The sequence below is a fragment of the Devosia sp. P1_H9 genome, from assembly GCF_056405135.1.
Genome location: NZ_JBFUCQ010000018.1, coordinates 39,517 through 55,554, shown reverse-complemented (window position 1 = coordinate 55,554; position 16,038 = coordinate 39,517). Strand labels below are relative to the sequence as shown.

Genomic DNA, 16,038 nt, shown 5'->3' with positions numbered 1-16,038 from the left:
GCGTGATAGCGGCTTGACCGGCGAACCGGTCCTTGCCGTGATGGTTTCCGCCTGAACTGCAGCGACCCGCAGCCCACCCGGTCTCCACCGCACCAACCACTCGTCATGATCTCGCTTCGGTGCAGCGGATGGGTGGGAGAATCGCATGGGTGGGGAGTGGGGGGATAGATTGGACAAAGATTCTCTTAGTGCATTGAGATCATTGGCATCGTGGCCAAAGTGCCCTGGGTCGAGATCGTGCCCCGCAACATCCCCCCTCTTGGAATTTCTAAGGCTTAGCGAAGGGCTAAGCCCAAGAAATTCCATTCTCCCCCGCAAGGGGGGAGATGAGCATCGAGCTTGTGGCCGGATGGCTCAGATCACCTCGAGATAGTCGCGGCCCGGCAGGGCCTCGAACGGGGCGGTGGGGAGGGTCTGGTACCAGAACGCCACCGAGGCGATGTCGTCTTGCAGCGGCAGGTAGCGCCGCGAGTTGCGGTTCTCCGTCCGCCAGCCGAGCGCCTGGATGGTGACCTTGAGATCGCTCTCGAAGCGGATCGGGTCGCTGAGGTGCCAGCGGTACATGCCGAAGCGGGTCTGGCTGCGATAGGTGCCGTCGGGGCGCAGCACTTGCGGCAGGCCGGAATAGGGAGTCGAGAACTCGCGGTAGCGGCTGTCCATGGTGTCGTCGACCACGCCGCCGTCGAAGTTGTAGGCGCCGCAGAAGTAGTCCTCGGTGCCGGTGCCGCAGATGGTGGGGAACTCCTTGTCCCCATCCATGAAGAACTTGATCTCGCCTTCGCCCCACCAACCGGAGTTGTTGACGCCCCAGGCCATGTAGGTGCCGACATAGTGCCCGCGGCCCTTGATGCCATCGAGGATGGTGTAGTCGGTGCCATAAGGCAGGGGGTTGGTGCGACGGAACTTGGCGTGGAAATACGCTGCATCCTCAGGCACTTCGGTCAGGGCATAGTTGATCTGGTAGTAGATGATGCCGAAGTCATCGGGATCGGTGTTCTCGATCTCGATGCGGGCGGCCTTGCGGAACGGCATCTCCCAGTAGCAGTTGAAGGCACGGCCGGGGTTGACGCACACGGCGAGCGAGTTGATCTGCGCGAACTGGCCCCAGCCCGAGCAGAAGAAATCGCCGAGCGGCGCTTCGACCGAGGGGTTCTCCTGGTCGTCCCACCACATGCGGATGATGAGGCTGCGCCAGCGCAGGTTCGCGGTGGTCAGCCAGATCTGCTGGATCGCGCCCATGCCCTTGATGTCGGCGAGGACGCGCGTTTCGCCCGGCTCGATGCGGATCGAGGGCGAGACCTTCCAGCCCTGGCCGCTGCCGTTGGGGCCGAGCCCCTTGGCGTGCACGGCGCCGGTGCCTTCGGTGGCCATGCCGCCCTTGCCCTTTTCGCCAGTGAAGTTCTCGGGCGAGATGGAGCGGGTCTTGGCGGGGGACAGCCGGTAGAGGTTAGAGAGGTTGACGCCGAGGCCATTGAAAGAAGTCATGTTGGGATCCGTTGGAATAGAGGGTTTGGTCTCAGCCTTTGAGGCCTGAAGTCTTGATGGAATCCATGATCTGCCGCTGGAAGATCACGAACAGGACGAGCATCGGCACCGCGACGATGGTCGAGGCGGCCATGGTGTAGTTCCAGCTGGCGGCGTACTGGCTCTTGAAGTTGGCGATGGCCACCTGCACGACCCAGAGGTTCGGGTCCGAGGCGACCGTGAGCGGCCACAGGAAGCTGTTCCAGTTGGCGAGGAAGAACAGGATCGCCAGCGCCGCGATGATCGGCCGGCTCAGCGGCAGGATGACGCTGGTGTAAATGCGCCAGTAGCCGGCGCCGTCGATGACGGCGGCTTCCTCCAGCTCCTTGGGCAGCGACAGGTAGTACTGGCGGAGCAGGAAGATGCCGAAGGCGTTGAAGATCGCCGGGATGATGAGCCCGGCATAGGAGTTCAGCATGCCCATCGAGCGCACCAGGATGAACAGCGGAACGATGATGACCGGGAGCGACACGAGGAAGGTCGAGAACATGGCGAGGAACACCACTTCGCGCCCCGGAAAACGCAGCCGCGCCAGCGCGTAACCGGCCATGGTGTGGAAGAACAGCGCCACCACAGTCACCACCGCCGAGATGACGAAGGTGTTGAGCAGGTAGCGCCAGAACGGCACCTCGGTCAGCACGTAGATGAAGTTATCGAGCACGGGCTTTGCCGGGATGAGGTTCGACTTGAACACCTCGGTCGGGCCCTTGAAGGCGATCGACAGCATGTAGAGCAGCGGGAAGATCGCCATCAGGGCGAGCACCACCGTCACCAGCATCCAGACCAGCCGGACGACGTTGGCCTGCGAACGGGAGAGGTTGTTACTCATAGTCGAACCGTCCGCCGCGGGTGAGGAGGAAGAAGAACACCGTGACCACCATCAGCAGCACGACCAGCAGCGTCGCCAGCGCCGCGGCATAGCCGAAGGCGGAGTACTGGAAGGCCTGCTGGTAGATGTAGCTGATCAGCAGAGAGGTCGAGTTGGCCGGCCCGCCCTTGGTCATCACGTAGATCAGGTCGAAGGCCTGCGCGCCGGTGATGGCGGCGACCGAGGAGACCAGCAGCACAAAGAAGGTGGTGGGGCGAAGCAAGGGCAGGGTGATGAACCAGAAGCTCTGAGTGGCGCCGGCTCCGTCGATGCGTGCGGCCTCGTAATACTCCTTGGGGATGTCCTGCAGGCCGCCGAGGAAGATCAGCATGTAGAAGCCCATCAGGAACCACACCGCGGCGAGCGTCACCGTGAACAGCGCGAGGTTTGGATCGCCGAGGAACGAGATGCCGCCGAGCCCGATACTCGCGGCGAAACGGGTGAGCACGCCGAGCTTGTCGACCACCATCAGCTGCCAGACCAGCGCCACGACGACAAGGCTGACCATCTGCGGCGCGAAGAACATCGAGCGCATCACGGTGTTGAACTTGCTGGTCCGCTGTACCAGCAGCGCGAGGCCGAGCCCGGTGACGTAGAGCAGGGGCACCAGCATGACGGTGAACTGCGCGGTGACGCGCAGCGACGACCAGAACAGGGGATCGATCCACATCTTGGTGTAGTTGGCGAGCCCGACGAACTTGAAGCCGCCGAAGCCGTCGACCTCGAACACCGAAATGCCGAGCGCCAGGAGCATCGGCAGGCCGATGAACAGCGCCAGCCCGATGGCATCGGGCGCGACGAACAGCACGCCGGCAATTGCCTCGCGCTGCTTGGTGGTGAGCCGGATGGCAGCGGGCTTTTCGCCCGCCGCCGTGGTTGTAATCTCGGTCACTGGTCTGCCTTCAGAGGATCGGTGCGCCGGTGTAGGACGCGAGGAAGGCATCGAGCTGCTGGCTCGCGGCAGTGGCCGTCGCCTGCGGATCGGCACCGCCGAGCTGGGTCTGCTGGATGGCGTCGGAGATGATCTTGTAGACCTCCGGCGGCACCCGCGGCTCGGCCCGGGTCCCCGGGTGGATCTGCGTGCCGAAGATCCCCATGTTGCCCTTGGCGAAGGCGTCACCGCCGGCCGCCAGCGCCGAGTTGCGCGGCGGCATGTCGGACTTCGCCACCGTGCACCAGTCGACTACGCGCTGCACCGAATCCGGCGCCATCGAGGCCAGCGCCCAGGCGATGAACTTCGCCGCAGCTTCCGGGTTCTTGCCCTTCGAGTTGGCAACGAAGGCCCAGCCGCCGCCGACGGTCACGTACTTGCCGCCTGATGGGACCGGCAGCTTGAAGATGCCGTAGGGGACGTCGGGGGCGTTGTTGTCCATCGCCGAGATGCCCCAGATGCCGACGTTTTGCATGGCGCAGTAGCCGGAGCCGAGGTTGGCAACGATATCGCCACCGCCGCCGCCGAGCATCTGGCGCGGGGCAGCGCCGGAGTTCACCGCGTCCTGCCACAGCTTCAGCGCCGCGACGGTCGCCGGCGAGTCGAAGGCGGACTTACCTTCAGCCGACTGGAACTCGCCGCCGCCCTGCCACATGAACGGGTACCAGGTGAAGTTCTGGTAGTAGCCCGGGTTGGTCTCGAACAGCACGCCATAGCGCTCGGCCGTGGTCAGCTTCTTGCCGACCTCGAGCAGTTGATCCCACGTTTGGGGCACGTCGTTCTCGTTGAGGCCGGCGTCCTCGAAGGCCTTGATCGAGTAGTAGAAGGCCATCGGCTCGACTTCCATCGGCACGCCGAAGATCTTGCCGTCGACCATGCGGTTGGCGATGACGCTCTCGGGGAAATCGGCACGCGCCGCTTCCTCGATTGCCGGCGTCAGGTCCTGCAGCACTCCGCCATTGTAGTAGCGCAGGAAATCGCCGGGCGAGATGATGAAGATATCCGGGCCCTGGCCCGAAGCGAACGAGGTCGCGAGCTTGGTGCCGCCGATATATTCGGAGCCCACCACGTATTCGAGCGCCACCTGCTCGGACTGGGTGGCGTTCCAGTCGGCCACCATCTTCACGAACCAGTCGACCTGCGGCTTCACATCGCCGCCGGGGGCATAGAACTGCCAGAAGCTGAGCGTGTTGTCCTGCGCGAACGCCTTGCCGGCGAACGGCAGGGTAAGGCCGGCAGCGCCGAGTGCGGCGCCACCCTTGAGGATGGACCGGCGGGACCATCCCGACGGCATGTTGGACGTATTAGTCATCTCACTCCTCCCTGGAGCTTTCGTGTTGTCGTCCGGACGCGGCCACCTCCCCCGAAACGGCCGCGCTTACTGTTTCTCCGGTCGGCTAAGCTGACTCGAAGATGCGCAGCGCACAGGGGATGACCTCGGTGCGCGGCGGGCCGTCGAACTTTCCGTTGATACGTTCGAGCAGCATTTCGACGGCGCGCCTTGCGAGCGCGCCTGGATTCTCGCCGGCTCGGGTGAGGTTCGGCCTCACATATTCGAGCTGCGGCAGGTCGCCGAAGATGGCGACGGCGATGTCGTCCGGGATGCGGATGCCCCGGTCGTGGAACTCTGCGAGCGCGCCGGTGGCCATCAGGTAGTTGCCGATGAAAACGGCAGTCGGGCGCTGGTCGCCGGTCAGGCTGGCGATCCACTCGACCGCCTCGCGGCCGGAGGGCGGCAGGTAGGTGCCTTCGTGGCGCTGGGTCAGCCGGTCGAAGGCGACGCCGTGGTCGGCCAGCGCCTTCTCGAAGCCGTCGGCTCGCGCCATGGCGCTTTCGAAGTTGTTGGGGCCGGTGATCTGCACCACACGCTTGTGCCCGCGTTCGGCGAAGTGCTTGCCCACCATGTAGCCGCCGCCGAAATCATCGACCTTGATGCTGTCGACGGCGTGGCTTGCGAGCTGGCCGATGAACACCACGGGGGTGTCGAGCTTCAGCAATTCCTCGTTGATGCCGTGGAGCGCGAAATCGCCGACTAGGAGGCCATCGACGCGCTTCTTGTTGAGCTGGCGCAGGTAGTCGCGGCCATGCGTCTGCCAGTTCCCGCCCGGCACGTCGGTATTGTAGATCAGCGCGTCGAGCCCGGCTTCCTCGAGCGCCGCCTGCGCCGCCTTCACCATCTCGGTGTAGAACGGGTTGCCGATATCGGGGATCAGCATCGCGATCAGGTTGGTGCGCCCGGTGCGAAGGCTCTTGGCCTGCGGGTTGGGCGAATAGCCGAGCTCGTCGATCGCCGCCTGCACCCTTTCGCGCAGCGGCTTCGACACGCGGCTGGCGTGATTGATGACGTGCGAGACCGTGGTCCGCGATACGCCTGCCCGTTCGGCAACCTTTGAGATCGTGCTCATGGCGGCAACGGCTAGCACCAAACGAAAGACGCATGCAAATGGATTTGTGAATGCATTTGCAAATCCATTCACAGCTGTTACGTTTGGACTCGCCAGAAGACGGGGATAACCCCGCGACGGGAGAAATATCTGAACAATCACAATGGCTTAATCAGCGCACTTTGAAGTCGGACGCCGGTTTTCGGCGGTTTTCGAGGTGCGGATGGCATTTTCAACAGGGGACGCGGCAAAAACCCGCGATCCAGCACCGGCGAAGCTTTGTCGAAACGCCGGACAGAGGAGGGACGAGATGAAGAAATTACTGGCGGCTCTGCTGCTCACGGCGGGGCTGGTGTCGCCCGCGCTGGCCCAGTCGGACGAGGCGGGCAAGCTCCGCCTGATGACCTTCGGCGGCGAGGCACAGCTCAAGTCGACGCAGGACGCGGTGGCGCGCTTCAACGCCAAGTACCCCAATGTCGAGGTCGAGATCGGCGTCGATCCGATCAGCGGCGGGTGGGGCGATTTCGTGTCGCGCGTGCTGCAGCAGTACAATGCCGGCGAGCAGTATGACGTCTATCACACGGCGGTCGAGACGCTGCAGAGCTTTGCGGCGCGCGACCTGTTCATCCCGCTCGACGACTACATCGCCACGGGCGACTTCTCCGACTTCGACGCCAAGCTGTTCGACCTGACCAAGTACAAGGGGAAGACCTACTTCATCCCCTCGACCTGGAACAACATCATGACGAACTACAACCGCGCGCTCTTTGCCGAAGCGGGCATCCCCGCGCCCAGCAAGACCTGGACGTGGGACGAGTTCGCCGCGATCGCCGAAAAGCTGACTAAGCGCGACGCCAACGGCAACGTCACCCAGTTCGGCTACGAGGTCCCAGCGTTCTTCTTCGGCCTGATGCCGTGGTTCCTCTCGAACGGCACCTCGCCGGTGACCGAGGACTGGTCGGCTTCCAACATGAAGGACCCCAAGGTCGCCGAGACCCTGCAGTTCCTCTACGACCTGATCCACACCAAGAAGGTCTCGCCGGTGCCGGGACAAGAGGGCGTTGAGAACCAGTTCTTCGCCGGCCAGATCGCCATGATCTCTCGCGGCCACTGGATCGTGCAGAACGCGATTGCGTCGAAGCTCGACATGGATATCGCGGTGCAGCCGGGCAAGGTGAGCAACGACACGGTCATCGGCTTCGGTGCCTATGGCATCTCGTCCAAGGCGCAGAACCCGGAACTGGCGAAGGCGCTGGTCACGGAGCTGTTGTCCTACGAGACGCAGGTTGCCGAGGGTGATCTCGGCGGCGCGGTGCCGGGCCGCAAGTCGGCGGCCGAGACCGAGAATTTCCTGAAGTTCCCGCCGTCGGCGCCGCTCTACTACGAGACGCTGCCGACCACCCATGCGGTGCCGTCGCCGGCCAACTTCCAGGAAGTCGACCAGATCTTCATGCGTTACTTCAACGCCATCATGACCGACGAAATGACCATCCCTGATGCCGTCGCCAAGGCGGACCAGGAACTGACCCGCTCGTTCGAGCGCATCAAGCGCGTCACCCAGTAGTCCTCCCCCGGACTGCCCGCGTCGGACCCTTGGGTTCGGCGCGGGCACTTGATCTCTCTCCGGCCCGAGATGGTTATGGCGAAGCGACGACTATCCGACCTCCGCAAAGCGCAGATGCAGGCAGGCTACATCTTCGTGCTGCCCTCGATCCTGCTTTACGCGGCCTTCGTGCTGGCGCCTGTCGTCATCACCATCATCCTCAGCTTCACCTATTACGACATCAGCTTCGGCGCCGACTGGGTGGGGTTCGAGAACTACGCGCGCTTCCTCACCGAGCCGCGGTCGCTCGAAATCTTCTGGAACACGCTGCGCTTCGCCTTCCTCGCGGTCACCTTCAACGTCGCGGTGGGGCTGATCCTGGCGCTGGCGCTGAACCGGGCGATGCCGAAATTCCTGCTCTACTTCTTCCGTCTCGCCTTCTTCCTGCCGGTGATCATCTCGGCGGCGTTCGTCGCGGTGGTGTGGAGCTATTTCTACAGCTTCGATTTCGGCGTGCTGAACTACTATCTGCAGCAGATCGGCATCCCGGCGGTGCCGTGGGTTTCGTCGTCGAAGGTGGCGATGACCTCGATCGTCATCATGGACGTGTGGAAGAACACCGGCTTCTTCATGATCATCCTGATCGCGGCGCTGCAGGGCGTGCCCAAGCCGATCATGGATGCGGCGTCGATGGACGGCGCGTCACCGTGGCGGCGCTTCAGCCGGATCACGCTGCCCTACATCTCGCCGGTGCTGTTCTTCTGCATCGTGTTCGCCTCGATCGGCGCGCTGCAGGTGTTCGAGTCGATCATGATCCTCACCGGCGGCGGCCCCGGCGACTCCACGCGGTCGCTGTCGATCTACCTCGTCGACGAGGCGTTCGGCAGCTTTGAGCTCGGCTACGCGGCCGCGGTCAGCGTCATCATGATGCTGCTCGTCCTCGCCATCACCATCATCCAGATCATCGGCTCGCGCCGCTGGGTGCGGGAGTAACTGCGATGCAAACCAAGACAATGCAGACGCGCGAAGCCAAAAAGTGGGTCGATCGCGCCATCATCGCGGTGCTGCTGCTGATGGGCATCCTGATGCTGATGCCGTTCTTCTGGCTGTTCTCGATGTCGTTCCGGCCGGCTGCCGAAGCCTACAAGATGCCGCCGAGCTTCTTTCCACCGAGCTTCGATCTCGCCAACTACCAGACGGTGCTCGAATCTTCGGTGCCGTTCCTCAGGATTTACTGGAACAGCCTCTATGTCGCTGTGCTGGTGACCATCGGCCAGCTCGTGACTTGCACGCTCGCTGCTTTCGCCTATGCGCGATTGCGCTTCCCGGGGCGTGACAGCCTGTTCTTCGTCATGCTGATCGGGCTGATGTTCCCGGCGCAGGTGACGATCCTGCCGATCTATCTCGGCTACGCCAAGCTCGGGCTGCTCAACAACCCACTCGGCCTCGTGCTGATGGGACTGACCTCCAGCTTTGGGGTGTTCATGCTGCGCCAGTTCCTGCGTTCGCAGCCCAAGGAGCTGGAGGAAGCGGCGCTGATGGATGGCGCGGGCTACTTCAAGATCTTCTGGCGCATCTCGCTGCCGCAGCTGATGCCGGCGCTCGGCGCGCTGGCCATCATCACCTTCACCGGCGCGTGGAACTCGTACTTCCAGCCGCGGGCCCTGATCGAGTCGCAGGCGTCGATGACCCTGCCGATCGCGATGGATCTCCTCCGCGGCTACATGAGCCAGGGCAACCTGTCGGTCGTCATGGCCGCGATGAGCATGGCCATCCTCCCCGTCGTTCTCCTCTTCCTCGTCGCCCAGAGAATGGTGATCGAGGGCGTCACTTTCTCGGGCATCCGCGCCTGACATGGATTTTCAGATGACCAAGACCCATCCGCGTTTCATCTACGAAGGCGACCGTACGCGCCACATTGCCTTCCCGCTCGGCGGCATTGGTGCCGGGGGCCTGGCGCTCTCGGGCAGCGGCCGGCTGGTCGACTGGTCGATCCGCAACCGGCCGGGGCTGCAGAGCTTCAACGGCTACAGCCACTTCGCCATCAAGGCGGAGGCGGAGGGCGAACTGCTCGATGCGCGGGTGCTCAATGGGCCGTATGAGGGGCTCCCGACCGGGTCGCCGACGACGCGGAAATTCTTTGACGGGTTCGGCTGGGGCGCCAATCGCAATACGCTGGCCGGCGTGCCGCATTTCGAGGGCACGACATTCACCGGCACGTTCCCGGTGGCGGAGGTGGCGTTCGACGACGCGAGCTTCCCTGGGCAGGTGAAGCTCACTGCCTGGAGCCCGTTCATCCCGACCAACGAGCGCGATTCATCGCTGCCGGCGGCGATGTTCGAGATCGAGGTCACCAATACCGGTACGACGCCGGTCGACTACACGATCGGCGGCACGCTCGGGAACCACGGCTGCCAGAACGGCCGGCACAGCTACGCGGAGCAGGGCGAGGTGAAGTCGCTGCTGCTCACCGCCGCCGACGAGCTGCCGGACTGGCAGTTGGGCGACGTGTCGATCGCCACCGATGCCGCCGATGTCGACCACATGGACTACCACTTCCGCGGCCAGTGGTTCGATGACCTCAACCTGTTCTGGCGCGAGTTCGCCCGGCCGGGCCGGCTGCCGGAGCGGCACTACGACAAGCCGCGGCTCAACAAGAATATGTTCGATCAGCCCGAGCACGGCACCATCGCCGCGCGCATCACCGTGGCGCCGGGCGAGAGCAAAACCATCCGCTTCGCCATCAGCTGGCATTTTCCAGTCGGGCAGGTCTACTGGCGGCAGGGGCAGCTGAACGGCGAAACCGGCACCTGGCGCAACTACTACGCCAGCCAGTGGGCCGACAGCCGCGCCGTGCTCGCCGAAGCCTTCGCGCGCTGGGATGAACTCCGCGCCCCGACCTTCGCCTTCCGCGATACGCTGTTCGGCACCTCGCTGCCGGTCGATATCGTCGACGCGGTGCAGGGTACGATGAGCATCCTCTGCACCGCCACGGTGATGCGGCTCGAGAATGGCGAGCTCTGGGCCTGGGAGGGCCAGTTCACCAACGAGGGCAGCTGCGAGGGCAGCTGCACGCATGTCTGGAACTACCAGCAGACGCTGCCCTACCTGTTCCCGGGCCTCGAGCGCACGCTGCGCGAGACCGACTACACCTACAACCAGCTGCCCAATGGCGGCCTGACCTTCCGGCAGATCATCCCGCTCGGCTCGGCCTTCTTCCCGCTCAACCCCTGCGCCGACGGCCAGTTCGGCTCGATCATCAAGACTTTTCGCGACTGGAAGATCTCCGGCGATACCGAGTGGCTGAAGGGTCTTTGGCCGAGGGTAAAGGCGGCGCTGGAGTATGCCTGGTCAGCCGATAATCCGGACCAGTGGGATCCCGAGCGCACCGGGATCCTGTGGGGCCGCCAGCACCATACGCTGGACATGGAGCTGTTCGGGCCGAACTCCTGGCTGTCGACCATGTATGTCGCGGCGCTCAAGGCGGGCGCCGAGATGGGCCGGGCCGCCGGCGATACGGCGTTCGTTGCCGAGCTCGACCGCATGGGGCAGGCGGGCGCCGACTACCTCAACGCTGAGCTCTTCAATGGCGACTATTTCATCCAGAAGACCGACCTCGGCGACAAGGCGCTGATCGAGAAGTTCGACAAGGCCAGCGGCAAGGTCGGCGTCATCGCCGATGGCTTCATGGAGACGTACTGGTCCGACGAGTACGCAGAGATAAAGTACCAGTTCAACGATGGCTGTGCGACCGACCAGATCCTCGGCCAGTGGCATGCCGACCTAGCTGGGCTCGGCAGCTTCCTCGACCCGGACAAGGTGAAGACCGCGCTTGCCTCGGCCTATCGCCACAACTACCGCGCCGATTTGAAGGGCCACTTCAATCCCTGCCGCGTCTACGCCTACGAGGACGAAGGCGGCGTGCTGATCGCCACCTGGCCCGAAGGCACCACCAAGCCGGCAGTTCCCGCGCCGTATTCCGAGGAAGTGTGGACCGGGCTCGAATACATGCTCGCCTCGCACCTGATCTTCCGCGGCCTCACCGACGAGGGGCTGTCCATCGTCCGCACGGCGCGCGCCCGGCATGACGGTTATCGCCGCAACCCGTGGAACGAGATCGAGTGCGGCAGCTATTACGCGCGCTCGATGTCGAGTTTTGCGCTGGTCAACGCCTGGTCCGGCTTCAGCTACGATCTCACCAGGGGCGCCATCGGCTTTGCGCCCAAGGACAAGGGCGACGGCAGCTGGTTCTGGTCGGTGGGCGAGGGCTGGGGCGTCGTCAGCCGCACCGGCAACCTCGTCCGCCTCGAGGTCCGCTACGGCAGCCTCGATCTCACGGACCTCAGCTTCGCCGGCACCACCGCCCGCATCGGCCGCAAGCTCGCGGCCGGCGACACCGCTGACCTGACCCTCGGAGGCTGATGATGGCCGAACTGCAGCTGCGGCAGGTCCGCAAGAGTTTCCAGACCCTCGAGGTCATCCACGGCATCGACCTGACCGTCGACGATGGCAGCTTCACCGTGTTCGTCGGCCCTTCCGGCTGCGGCAAGTCCACCCTGCTGCGGATGATCTCCGGGCTCGAGGAAACCTCCGGCGGCGAGATCTGGCTCGATGGCGAGCGCTGCGACCACCTGCTGCCCTCGGCCCGCGGCATGGCCATGGTGTTCCAGTCCTACGCGCTCTACCCGCACATGAGGGTCGAGGAGAACCTCCGTTTCGGGCTCGAGAACCAGAGGCTCGCGAAGTCCGAGATCGCCACTCGCGTCGACAAGGCCGCGGACATCCTGCAGATCAAGCATCTGTTGAAGCGCCGGCCCAACCAGCTTTCGGGCGGCCAGAGCCAGCGCGTTGCCATCGGCCGTGCCATCGTGAAGGAGCCGAAGGTGTTCCTGTTCGACGAGCCGCTGTCGAACCTCGATGCCGAGTTGCGGGTGAAGATGCGCTCCGAGATCTCGTCGCTACACCGCCGGCTCGGCACCACCATGATCTACGTCACCCACGACCAGGTCGAAGCCATGACCATGGCGGACCGCATCGTGGTGCTGCGGGAGGGTGTGATCGAGCAAACCGGTGCGCCGGTGGAGCTCTACGCCCGGCCGCGCAACCAGTTCGTCGCGGGCTTCCTCGGGGCGCCGCAGATGAACTTCTTTGGTGCCAAGGTCACCGAAGCGGGTGAACGCCTCACCGTCGCCTTCAACACGGGCGGCCCCACCCTCAGCCTTGCCCGCCGCGAGGGGGCAGTGAAAGCCGGCGATGCCGTGACCATCGGCATTCGCCCCGAGCACCTGGTCCTCACCGCCAACGGATCGCTCGCCGTCGAGGTGGTCTCGACCGAAGTGCTGGGGGCCGAAACGGTGCTGCACGGCAAGACCCCCGGCGGCGAGCCGGTCACCGCCACCATGCGCGGCATCCTCGCGACGCAACGCGGCGACACGCTGCGCTTCGAGATCGCCGACGCCTTCACCCACGTGTTCGACTCCAACGGGCTGACCCTGCAGCCCACCCGCGCCTGGACCGACGACTACATGAAGAAGATCGCCTGATGCGCCTCCTAACTCTCGCCGTCGCCGCCCTCCTCGCCGCCAGCCCGGCCTTCGCCACCGACTACAGCGTCACTTCGGAAAAGGTGAAGGCGCTCACCGGCCCCAACGCGCTGGCGCCGATGAAAGGGCCGGACATCTGCGGCACCGACCTCGGCACCATGGCCGAGATCGACGGCAGGATCGTCATGGCCTTTGGCGACACCTTCGGCTGGAACGAGAACGCCTGCATCCGCTTCGGGCCGAACTGGCGCTCCAACGTCCTCGCCTTCACCTCGGACCTCGATGCCTCCGACGGCATCGTCATCGACGACTGGGTCACCGGTGAGGACGGCAAGGCGGTCGAAGTCGCCAAGGGCGCGCACCAGGACGCGTTCAAGGGCGAGCAGACCAAGATCCCGACCGCCATGGTGGCGGTCGGCGACACGCTGTACCTCCACTACATGTCGGTGAATGGCTTCTCCTCGATGGGCGGCGTCTGGCTCTGCAACTGGTCGCGCTTCATCTCGTCGACCGATGGTGGCAAGACCTGGAGCCCAGGGCCCGAGGAGTTCGGCAGCTTCAAGTCGAGCTTCAACATGCTGGCGCTGTCGGCCCAGCCGGGCGCGGGCAATGAGGACGGCAAGTACGTCTATGCGGTCGGCACGCCGTGCGGTCGCTTCTCCGGCGCTCGTGTCGGCCGGGTCGCGGCGGATAAGGTGCTGGAGACCAAGGCCTGGGAATACTTCGACGGCGCCACCTGGGTCGCCGATCGGGCGCTGGCTGCGGAAGTCATCAGGCCCGGCGCTGGTGAAGGCTCGCTGGTCTGGAACCCCGGCATCAAGCTCTGGATGTACACGACGCTCAACGAGCTCTCCGAAGCGATCGAACTGCGCTTCGCCGAGCGGCCGGAGGGGCCGTGGTCGGCGCCCGAGGTGCTGGCCCGTGGGTCGGACTACGCCCAAGCCTACGGCGCCTACATGACCCCGTCGTGGATTTCCGAGGATGGGCTGAGCTTCTGGTTCGTGATGAGCCAGTTCGGGCCGTACAACACCTACGTGATGAAGGCGACGCTGACGCCGCGCTGAGGCTCAGAGCACCATCTTCTCGATGGCCTCCTTCGACAGGCCGTGGCCGAAGCCGCGCTCGTCGCTGACGACGACAAAGCCATCCTTGGGAACGGCCATGCCGGGGTAGTTGTTGGTCTGCTTGAGCGGAATGCCGGGGGCGCCGCCGACGAAGTACTCGCCCCAGCGCGAGTTGGGCGCCGAGTAGTTGAAGTGCTGGCCATAGGGCGTGTTCATGCCGGCGTGGCAGATCACTTCGAGGCCCGAGGCATCGGCGATGGCGGTGATCTTCTGCACCGCAGTGAAGCCGCCGACCCAGTTGATGTCGGGCTGGAAGATGTCGACGACGCGATCCTTGGCCGCCTCGAAGAAGGTGTAGGGCGTGTACCAGTGCTCGCCGGTGGCCAGCGTCTGCCACGGTAGGCGTTCGCGCAGCGCCTTGTGCGAGGTATGGTCCTCGGGATCAGGCAGTCTTCCATCCACTTGAGGTTGAACGGCTTCAGCCGGTGGGCGAGGCGCACCGCGAACTCGACATCGAAGGCCATCCAGCAGTCGAGCATCAGCTCGACATGCGGGCCGATCAGCTCACGCGCCTTGCCGACGAAGGCTTCGTTCTTGTCGAGGCCTTCGAGGCCGTCGGCGGTGCCATAGGGGCAGGCGAGCTTGGTCGCCTTGAAGCCCAGCTCCATGTGCCAGTCGGTATCGTTGCCGGTGGCGTAGCAGAACTGCTTGTCGCGGGCGGCGCCGCCGGCGAGTTCGTATACCGGCAGCTTCAGCACCTTGCCCTTCAAATCCCAGAGCGCGAGGTCGATGCCGCTAATGGCGTAGGAGGCGAGGCCGGACGAAGAGTAGGGCGACGTGATGCGCATCATCATGTCCCACAGCTTCTCGGTGGCGAGGGCGTTCTCCTCGTGCAGCAGCGGGCCGATATGGTCGTTGATCAGGCTGATGGTCGGCTGGCCGTAGCCGGTGACGCCAAAGCCCCAGGAACCGTCGTCGGCGGTGACGATCACGCCGACCGCCGGGAAGGCGTTGTTCCAGCTCGAGCGCAGGGCCTTGTAGCGCGGGTAGCGCGACATCGGGTTGGCGACTTCGGCGTCCTTGGTCCAGGGCGGCCGGCGCGCAGTGCTGGTTTCCTTGTCCTTGTCGTAGTTGCCGCCGGCAATCGGGTTGGTGATGGCAAAGGCTTCAATAGTTTTGATTTTCACGAACAATCTCCTGGTCGCCGTATGTCGAGGCGGACAGCTGCGCCGTCAGAAATCAGCTGGGGATGCGGTAGAACTTCCTCGAATTGTCGCGGAACAGCGCAGCCATTTCGGCCTCGGACGCGCCCTCGGTGATCTTGGCGAATGCCTTCCACAGGGTCGGGAAATCGCTGGTCAGCTTGTCGACCGGGAAGTTGGAGGCGAACATCGCCCGCTCGGTGCCGAAGATCTCCAGCGTCTCCAGCACCAGCGGGCGGAAGCTCTCGGTGGTCCACGCCTTGTCGAGCATGCCGAGGCCGCTGATCTTCACCGCGATGTTCGGTCGTGACGCGAGCTCGCGCATCCCGGCCTTCCAGGCTTTCCAACCGGCGAGGTCGCGGTCGGCCCACATGCCGGCGTGGTTGAGGATGATCTGCGTGTTCGAGGCGTCGGCGGCTAGCTTGGCCGCCTGGGCCATCTGGTGCGGGTAAAGCTGCAGGTCGAACGAGAGGCCGCGGCGGCCCAATTCCTTCAGCCCGCCGATCCAGCCCGGTTCATCCATCAGGTCGCGGGCGATGTAGTTGAGCTTGGGGTCGGCGTGGCGGTTCACCACCTGCCGGATGCCCCGGAAGATCGGGAAAGCCGCGTGGCGGTCGAGCAAGGCCGGGAAGTCTGGCGCCGCAAGGTCGCCGTGCGCCACCAGGACGATCGGCACCGGGCTGCGATCGGCGACGGCCTGCAGCGTCTCCGATTCCTTCACCGGGTCGGTGGGGAAGGCCTCGACATGCACCGCGCCGGCGATCTCGATCTCGTTGCCGCCTTCTTCGAGGTACTCCTCGAGCAGGTAGCTGCGCGAGATCGCGGCATTGGCTCCGCCTTTGCCGGGCTTTTCGAAATGCGGGTAGATACGGGTCCAGAGGTCCCACAGGTGGATGTGCGGATCGATGACTTTCAGCATTTCGCCCTCAATGCAGCCGACATTTCTTCGACCGGCCAGGATTTCGGCCGGGCGCCGGGA

Annotated in this window: 13 protein-coding genes and 1 pseudogene; 6 read left to right on the top strand and 8 right to left on the bottom strand. The window is 64.5% G+C overall.

Features of this window, described 5'->3' with window-relative positions:
• Window positions 1-354: 354 nt before the first annotated feature.
• The 5 genes from AC1DYL_RS22290 to AC1DYL_RS22270 form a co-directional block, all read right to left on the bottom strand.
• Complete coding sequence (locus tag AC1DYL_RS22290) at window positions 355-1,485, bottom strand: glycoside hydrolase family 172 protein (protein ID WP_477174828.1); 1,131 nt, start codon at window positions 1,483-1,485, stop codon at window positions 355-357.
• Window positions 1,486-1,516: 31 nt separating this feature from the next.
• The gene (locus AC1DYL_RS22285; RefSeq protein ID WP_477174827.1) at window positions 1,517-2,353 is read right to left on the bottom strand and encodes a carbohydrate ABC transporter permease; all 837 of its coding nucleotides are present in this window, start codon (window positions 2,351-2,353) and stop codon (window positions 1,517-1,519) included.
• Window positions 2,346-3,284: a carbohydrate ABC transporter permease gene (locus AC1DYL_RS22280; protein ID WP_477174826.1), complete on the bottom strand. Its 939-nt coding sequence runs from the start codon at window positions 3,282-3,284 to the stop codon at window positions 2,346-2,348. The genes AC1DYL_RS22285 and AC1DYL_RS22280 overlap by 8 nt, the downstream gene beginning before the upstream one ends.
• A gap of 10 nt (window positions 3,285-3,294) precedes the next feature.
• Window positions 3,295-4,635, bottom strand: coding sequence for an ABC transporter substrate-binding protein (locus AC1DYL_RS22275; protein WP_477174825.1), 1,341 nt, complete (start codon window positions 4,633-4,635; stop codon window positions 3,295-3,297).
• An 85-nt stretch (window positions 4,636-4,720) separates the two neighbouring features.
• A complete protein-coding gene (locus AC1DYL_RS22270) occupies window positions 4,721-5,728 on the bottom strand; it encodes a LacI family DNA-binding transcriptional regulator (protein ID WP_477174824.1) in 1,008 nt (335 codons plus the stop codon).
• A gap of 289 nt (window positions 5,729-6,017) precedes the next feature.
• Here AC1DYL_RS22270 and AC1DYL_RS22265 point away from each other — a divergent pair, with 289 nt between their 5' ends.
• The 6 genes from AC1DYL_RS22265 to AC1DYL_RS22240 all read left to right on the top strand — a co-directional run bounded on the left by AC1DYL_RS22265 (window position 6,018) and on the right by AC1DYL_RS22240 (window position 13,857).
• The gene (locus AC1DYL_RS22265; RefSeq protein ID WP_477174823.1) at window positions 6,018-7,271 is read left to right on the top strand and encodes an ABC transporter substrate-binding protein; all 1,254 of its coding nucleotides are present in this window, start codon (window positions 6,018-6,020) and stop codon (window positions 7,269-7,271) included.
• Window positions 7,272-7,346: 75 nt separating this feature from the next.
• On the top strand, window positions 7,347-8,243 hold the full coding sequence (locus AC1DYL_RS22260) for a carbohydrate ABC transporter permease (RefSeq protein WP_477174822.1): 897 nt from the start codon (window positions 7,347-7,349) through the stop codon (window positions 8,241-8,243).
• Window positions 8,244-8,248: 5 nt separating this feature from the next.
• Window positions 8,249-9,103 carry a carbohydrate ABC transporter permease gene (locus AC1DYL_RS22255; RefSeq protein WP_477174821.1) on the top strand — a complete coding sequence of 285 codons (855 nt, stop codon included), beginning with the start codon at window positions 8,249-8,251 and terminating at the stop codon, window positions 9,101-9,103.
• 13 nt (window positions 9,104-9,116) lie between these two features.
• On the top strand, window positions 9,117-11,672 hold the full coding sequence (locus AC1DYL_RS22250; RefSeq protein ID WP_477174820.1) for a GH116 family glycosyl-hydrolase: 2,556 nt from the start codon (window positions 9,117-9,119) through the stop codon (window positions 11,670-11,672).
• Window positions 11,672-12,793: an ABC transporter ATP-binding protein gene (locus tag AC1DYL_RS22245; RefSeq protein ID WP_477174819.1), complete on the top strand. Its 1,122-nt coding sequence runs from the start codon at window positions 11,672-11,674 to the stop codon at window positions 12,791-12,793. Before AC1DYL_RS22250 ends, AC1DYL_RS22245 begins: the two co-directional genes overlap by 1 nt.
• Window positions 12,793-13,857 carry a DUF4185 domain-containing protein gene (locus AC1DYL_RS22240; RefSeq protein WP_477174818.1) on the top strand — a complete coding sequence of 355 codons (1,065 nt, stop codon included), beginning with the start codon at window positions 12,793-12,795 and terminating at the stop codon, window positions 13,855-13,857. Before AC1DYL_RS22245 ends, AC1DYL_RS22240 begins: the two co-directional genes overlap by 1 nt.
• 3 nt (window positions 13,858-13,860) lie before the next feature.
• Here AC1DYL_RS22240 and AC1DYL_RS22235 read toward each other — a convergent pair whose 3' ends face one another.
• The 3 genes and pseudogenes from AC1DYL_RS22235 to AC1DYL_RS22225 form a co-directional block, all read right to left on the bottom strand.
• Window positions 13,861-14,319, bottom strand: a complete 459-nt coding sequence (locus AC1DYL_RS22235) for an enolase C-terminal domain-like protein (protein ID WP_477174817.1) — start codon at window positions 14,317-14,319, stop codon at window positions 13,861-13,863.
• Window positions 14,313-14,915 (bottom strand): annotated as a pseudogene (locus tag AC1DYL_RS22230) (enolase C-terminal domain-like protein); the annotation flags it as partial. The gene AC1DYL_RS22235 and the pseudogene AC1DYL_RS22230, both read right to left, overlap by 7 nt.
• A 181-nt stretch (window positions 14,916-15,096) precedes the next feature.
• Window positions 15,097-15,978, bottom strand: a complete 882-nt coding sequence (locus AC1DYL_RS22225) for an amidohydrolase family protein (protein WP_477174816.1) — start codon at window positions 15,976-15,978, stop codon at window positions 15,097-15,099.
• Window positions 15,979-16,038 lie beyond the last annotated feature (60 nt).

Coding starts and splice junctions, on each gene's coding strand:
- AC1DYL_RS22245 (WP_477174819.1), top strand. CDS start 11,672: ATGATGGCCGAACTGCAGCTGCGGCAGGTCCGCAAGAGTTTCCAGACC.
- AC1DYL_RS22285 (WP_477174827.1), bottom strand. CDS start 2,353: ATGAGTAACAACCTCTCCCGTTCGCAGGCCAACGTCGTCCGGCTGGTC.
- AC1DYL_RS22225 (WP_477174816.1), bottom strand. CDS start 15,978: ATGCTGAAAGTCATCGATCCGCACATCCACCTGTGGGACCTCTGGACC.
- AC1DYL_RS22240 (WP_477174818.1), top strand. CDS start 12,793: ATGCGCCTCCTAACTCTCGCCGTCGCCGCCCTCCTCGCCGCCAGCCCG.
- AC1DYL_RS22270 (WP_477174824.1), bottom strand. CDS start 5,728: ATGAGCACGATCTCAAAGGTTGCCGAACGGGCAGGCGTATCGCGGACC.
- AC1DYL_RS22255 (WP_477174821.1), top strand. CDS start 8,249: ATGCAAACCAAGACAATGCAGACGCGCGAAGCCAAAAAGTGGGTCGAT.
- AC1DYL_RS22250 (WP_477174820.1), top strand. CDS start 9,117: ATGACCAAGACCCATCCGCGTTTCATCTACGAAGGCGACCGTACGCGC.
- AC1DYL_RS22260 (WP_477174822.1), top strand. CDS start 7,347: ATGGCGAAGCGACGACTATCCGACCTCCGCAAAGCGCAGATGCAGGCA.
- AC1DYL_RS22290 (WP_477174828.1), bottom strand. CDS start 1,485: ATGACTTCTTTCAATGGCCTCGGCGTCAACCTCTCTAACCTCTACCGG.
- AC1DYL_RS22265 (WP_477174823.1), top strand. CDS start 6,018: ATGAAGAAATTACTGGCGGCTCTGCTGCTCACGGCGGGGCTGGTGTCG.
- AC1DYL_RS22275 (WP_477174825.1), bottom strand. CDS start 4,635: ATGACTAATACGTCCAACATGCCGTCGGGATGGTCCCGCCGGTCCATC.